Here is a 5,034-nt window from a genome sequence, read left to right on the forward strand (position 1 = left end):
AGCCCGGGTGGATCGTCATGACCAGGCCGTCCTCGACGGACATCCCTGCCATCTCCCACATCATGTGCGCCTCGAACGCATCCCGGTCCGCCCCCGTCGCCTCGCCCCGGCGGGCCTTCTCGAACAGCGCCTCCGCCTCGCCCGGTTCGAGCCTGAGCGTGAGCGGGGTGCGGACGCCGTGGTCCGCGGAGACCGCGCCGTGCTCCACGAAGTACCGCCGCCGGTTCTCAAGTGCCCTGAGGTAGCCGGCGAACCCCGCCACCCCGCCGGAGGCCTCCGCCGTGAGCCGCTCGACGCGCTCGGCCCACTCCGGATGGGCCACGTTGATGTACGCGTCCGGCCGGAACGTCGGCACCACCCGGCCGCGGAACGTCTCGTCCTTCGCGAGCCGCTCGTGCGCCTCGAGGGAATCCAGCGGGTCGTCGGTCGTGGCCAGGACCTCGATGTTGAAGTCCTCGAACAGCTTCCTCGGGCGGAAGCCCGGCTCGGCCAGCTTCGCCGCGATCGCCCCGTACACCGCGTCCGCGTTCTCCGGCCCGAAGGACTCCACCATCTCCGCCGGGAGGCCGAAGACGTGCTCGAACTCGCTGCGCAGCCAGTACCCCGAGGCCGTCCCGTCGAAGAGCGGCCACGCCTCCGCGAAGCGCCGCCATCCCTCGAGGGACGCCTCCGGCCCTTGCTCGCCGAACCCGAGCTCGCCCAGCGGAACCCCCGAGGCATGGATGAGCCGCGTGACGTAATGGTCCGGCGTGACCAGGAGGGCGGTCGGGTCCGGGAACGGCACGTCGTCCGCAATCCACTCCGCCGGGACGTGCCCGTGCGGGGACAGGATCGGGAAGTGCTCCACCTCGGCCAGCAGGTCCTGGCCGATCTGTCGAGTCCCGGGATCGGCTGGCAGGAGACGGTCCGGCTCGGCGGCAACAGAGCTTACAGGAGTATGTTCTTTCGTTGTCACTGGTGAGTCGAACCTCAGGCCTTGTAGGGATCCGCATCTTTGTGATCGGTCACCCCATCTTCAGTGAACGATCACTTTTCGTCAAGTGCCCTTGTCGAGGCTCCCGGCGAGATGCCCAGGCGTGTCAGCTTGCCGGCACGCCGTGCCTCGACAGCCGAACGGCCTCTGCTCCCACTCTCCTTTGATCTAAGTGTTCGCTCTGGATGCCTGTTGGTGGCGGGAAGTCAGGAGAAGGAAGGAAGACAGGCTCAAGACGACGGCTATTGACACTAAGGTGAACGATCACTATCGTCGACACAAGTCCTCACGGTCCAAGCACGGCAACCCGCCGGCGGGAGGAGGGCCGCCAAGTACAGCGTCGTATGTTCCAGAAAGGCATCTCCGTGACACACAGCAGCGGCACCAAGGCGTTCAGCCGGAAGGCTGGCATCCTCACGTCCCTAGTGGCAGCAGCGGTCCTCGGCGTGACCGCCTGCGGAGCGCCCAATACCTCGACCGCGGCAGCGTCCCCATCGGATGCGCCCTCCAAGCCGAGCAAGCCGATCCAATTGACCATCCTCGACGGCGGCGGTGACCTCAAGGGCGGCGGGCAGGCTGCCATCGACGCGTTCGTCAAGGCAAACCCGGATCTCGTCTCGGGCGTGACCTACCAGACCGCGGCGGCCACCGACGTGGCCGGGAAGATCCTGGCCCAGGCCTCAGGCGGATCCGTCTCCACCTCCCTGGTGCTGGGCGGTCCCGACGTCCTCGGGGCGCTGGAGAAGCAGAAGCTGGTCACCAAGCAGATCCCGGCCTACTCGTCGAGCCTTCCGGACTTCTCCGGGATTCAGGACACGGGACAGAGCGCCTTCCAGAACGCGGGCAACGGCAACGGGGTCCTGGTGAACTACGATCCGAACGGCCCGTTCCTAGACTACCTTCCCTCACTGAAGGCCTCGGATGTCCCCACCACGCCGGATGCCCTCCTGGCATGGGCGAAGGCGAATCCCGGCAAGTTCTCCTATGCGCAGCCGGCCAACTCGGGTTCGGGACGCGCATTCATCGAAGCGCTCCCCTACATGCTGGGCGACAAGGATCCCTCCGACCCGGCGAACGGCTGGGCCAAGACCTGGGCCTATCTGAAGGAACTGGGCAAGTACGTGACCAGCTACCCGTCGAGCTCCTCCCTCCTCGCCCAGCAGTTCGGATCGGGACAGCTCGAGCTCATCCCGACGATCATCGCCCACGACGTCTCGTTCCGTAAGGCGGGAACCTACCCCGCCAACACCGGCATCGCCCTCTTCCAGGACCAGAACTGGATCACCGACGGCCACTACTCGATGATCCCGGCCGGGGTCAGCCCCCAGACCCTCTATGTCGACCTCAAGCTCGAGTCCTACATGGTCTCGGCGGATGCGCAGAAGGACCGGCTCACCACCGGCGTGCTCACCACCGCCAACAAGAACGCCACCGTCGACAACTCGGGGCAAGCGGTGAAGGACTTCGTGCAGGCCTGGGGGCGTCCCGACTTCTACCCCCAAGCCCTCAAGACCGGAAGCGCCAGGGTTCCGCTGACCCCCGACGCGCTCCAGACTGCTTTCAAGCTGTGGCAGGAGAATGTCGGCAGCTCCGTCGGACAGTGACGGCCAGACCAGCGACAACACCATTCATCGGAAGTTCGGTATGACAGTGACGACCACTTCGATTCGCCTCACAGAAAAGCACCAATTCGACCGGCTGCAGATGCGCAGCGTCTCCCGGGCCTACGCCAAGGACACCCTCGCCCTGGCCGAACTGGACCTCAGCCTCGAACGCGGAGAGTTCGTCGCCCTCCTGGGACCGTCCGGGTGCGGCAAATCCACCGCCCTGGCCTGCATGGCAGGCCTCCAGCCCCTCACCAGCGGGTCCATCTGGCGCGACGACCAGCGCATCGACACCCTTCCCACCGAGAAGCGGGGCTTCGGCATGGTGTTCCAGAACTATGCCCTGTTCCCGCACATGTCCGTGCAGAAGAACGTCGAGTTCGGCCTCAAGATGCGAAAGGTTGCCAAGGCAGAAAGGGCTGCGCGCGCATCCCGGGCCCTCGAGCTCGTCCAGCTCAGCGAGCACTCGAGCAAGCTGCCCGCCCAGCTCTCCGGCGGCCAGCAGCAGCGGGTCGCGATCGCCCGCGCCCTGGCCATCGACCCCGAAATCGTCCTCATGGACGAACCGCTGTCAAATCTCGATGCCTCGCTCCGCATCGAGCTCCGGACCGAGATCAAGCGCCTCTACCAGGAGCGCGGACTCACCGTGCTGTACGTCACCCACGACCAGGAAGAGGCCCTCTCCCTCGCGACCCGCTTGGTCGTGCTCCGGGCCGGGAGGCTGGAGCAGACCGGCACCCCTGAAGAGGTCTACACCAACCCGGCCTCCGCGTACGTGGCCGGCTTCATGGGGTACCGCAACCTGTTCGAGGCGGTCTGCGAATTCCCCCGGGCCGACGGATCCGTCGTCCTAGACCTTCAAGGGCAGAAGCTGCTCGGGAGCCTCAGATCGGACACGGCGCTCAGACCCGGCGCTAAGGTCAAAGTTGCAATCCGCCCTGAGGACGTCACGATCGACGGCGCACCCGGCAGCACCGGGCTGCTTGCCACCGTCGAGGTCGTCGAGTACCACGGACGGGAACTCGCCGTCCGGACCCGCACCGACGGCGGGGTCGTCATCCATCTGCGCACCGAGAAGCCGGTGGCAGCTGGGGAGCGGGTGCGCCTGTCGATCGTGCCGGAGCGGGTTCTGGTCTTCGCCGAGGACGAGGGACGGAACAATGGCGACGGCTAGCACGACAACGCGGCCGGCGGGAACGGCCCCCGAGACGACCAAGCACCCGCTCAGCCACCGGCTGTCCGAGCGGGGCATCGACTGGAGCCTCCTGCTCCTCCTGCCGGCAGTCCTGGCCCTGGCAGCGCTGTTCGTCTACCCGTTCGTCTACGGCGTCTCCATCTCCTTCGAGCCGCGCTCCGGGGGGCCGTTCCAGAACTATGTCGATTTCTTCTCGGACCCCTACCAGTTCAGCTCGGTCCTGCGCACTATCCAGCTCGCGCTGCCTGTGGCCGTCTTCAGCGTCGCGTTCGCAGCGCCCATCGCCTACCAGGCCCGGCGCAACTTCCGCGGGCGTCAGGCGATAACCCTGATCATGATGCTCCCCCTCACATTCGGCAGCATCCTGATCGCGCAGGGCATGAGCCGGGCCTTCGCCCCGTTCGGCTGGGTGAACCTGGCCCTCAAGGCGCTCGGCCTGCCCGCGGGCAACTTCATCTACAACTACTGGGGCACCTTCATCGCAGGCGTGATCACGACGGTGCCGTTCTCCTTCCTGATGATGATGGGCTTCTTCGGCGGCATCGACCGCTCCCTGGAGAACGCCGCCGCGACCCTGGGCGCATCCCGCACCGCCCGATTCTGGCAGATCATCCTTCCCCTCGCCCTGCCCGGAGTGCTGACCGCCTTCATGCTCGCCCTCGTCGAAGCGTTTGCGATCTTCCCCTCTGCCATCCTCGTCGGCCAGCCCGACAACCAGACGCACGTTCTGACGATCCCCATCTACCAGGCAGCGGCCCAGCAGTCGGACTACACGGCCGCATCTGCCATCGCCATCGTGCTCACCCTCATCGAACTCGTCGTCCTGGGCGTGATGACGCTGGTCCGCGCCCTCCTGTACAAAGGACCTGCCGTCGGAGGCAAAGGCTAATGACCACCTCGCTCTCGCCCACGCGCCGCAATCGCCACCTCTTCGCTCCGCCGCGGCTGTTCGCCCGATTCAGCCTCGCCTCCTTCATCACGTGGTTCGCGGCTGCGTGCTTCGTAGTGGTCCTGTTCTCGGTGCTGCTCTCTGTCGTGGTCGCAGCCTTCGCCCAGAGCTGGGGGGGAACCTGGTGGCCGAAGAGCTTCACGCTCGACTGGATATCCCAGGTCCTGTCCATCCCGCAGTTCACGCCATCGGTCGTCACGACATTCGAAGTGGCCATCGTCGACGTGCTCCTGGCCCTGCTGCTGGGAGTCCCGGCAGGATACGTCCTCGCCCGAAAGAACTTCCCGGGGCGGTCGGTTGTCATGCTCGGGAT

At 66.3% G+C, this 5,034-nt stretch carries 5 protein-coding genes; 4 read left to right on the plus strand and 1 reads right to left on the minus strand.

Annotated features, from left to right (window positions below; genetic code table 11):
• Positions 1 to 955: glucuronate isomerase (locus tag LK10_RS10590; protein WP_043123416.1), on the minus strand; the 955-nt coding region annotated here is incomplete at its 3' end.
• A 383-nt stretch (positions 956 to 1,338) separates the two neighbouring features.
• Here LK10_RS10590 and LK10_RS10595 point away from each other — a divergent pair.
• From LK10_RS10595 to LK10_RS10610, 4 genes are all read left to right on the plus strand, one after another.
• Positions 1,339 to 2,577: an extracellular solute-binding protein gene (locus LK10_RS10595; RefSeq protein ID WP_197061909.1), complete on the plus strand. Its 1,239-nt coding sequence runs from the start codon at positions 1,339 to 1,341 to the stop codon at positions 2,575 to 2,577.
• 40 nt (positions 2,578 to 2,617) lie between these two features.
• Positions 2,618 to 3,751 (plus strand): ABC transporter ATP-binding protein, encoded by a 1,134-nt coding sequence (locus tag LK10_RS10600; RefSeq protein ID WP_052207202.1) that lies wholly within the window; start codon positions 2,618 to 2,620, stop codon positions 3,749 to 3,751.
• Positions 3,738 to 4,661 carry an ABC transporter permease gene (locus LK10_RS10605; RefSeq protein WP_043123415.1) on the plus strand — a complete coding sequence of 308 codons (924 nt, stop codon included), beginning with the start codon at positions 3,738 to 3,740 and terminating at the stop codon, positions 4,659 to 4,661. Before LK10_RS10600 ends, LK10_RS10605 begins: the two co-directional genes overlap by 14 nt.
• Positions 4,661 to 5,034, plus strand: a 374-nt coding sequence (locus tag LK10_RS10610; RefSeq protein WP_408021453.1) for an ABC transporter permease, incomplete at its 3' end; no start/stop codon positions are given. The genes LK10_RS10605 and LK10_RS10610, both read left to right, overlap by 1 nt.

It is taken from the genome of Sinomonas humi (genome assembly GCF_000802235.1).
In the GTDB taxonomy this organism is placed as follows: domain Bacteria; phylum Actinomycetota; class Actinomycetes; order Actinomycetales; family Micrococcaceae; genus Sinomonas; species Sinomonas humi.

Excerpts from the sequence above, each read along its gene's own strand:
- LK10_RS10600 (WP_052207202.1), top strand. The coding sequence starts at position 2,618 with ATGACAGTGACGACCACTTCGATTCGCCTCACAGAAAAGCACCAATTC.
- LK10_RS10605 (WP_043123415.1), top strand. The coding sequence starts at position 3,738 with ATGGCGACGGCTAGCACGACAACGCGGCCGGCGGGAACGGCCCCCGAG.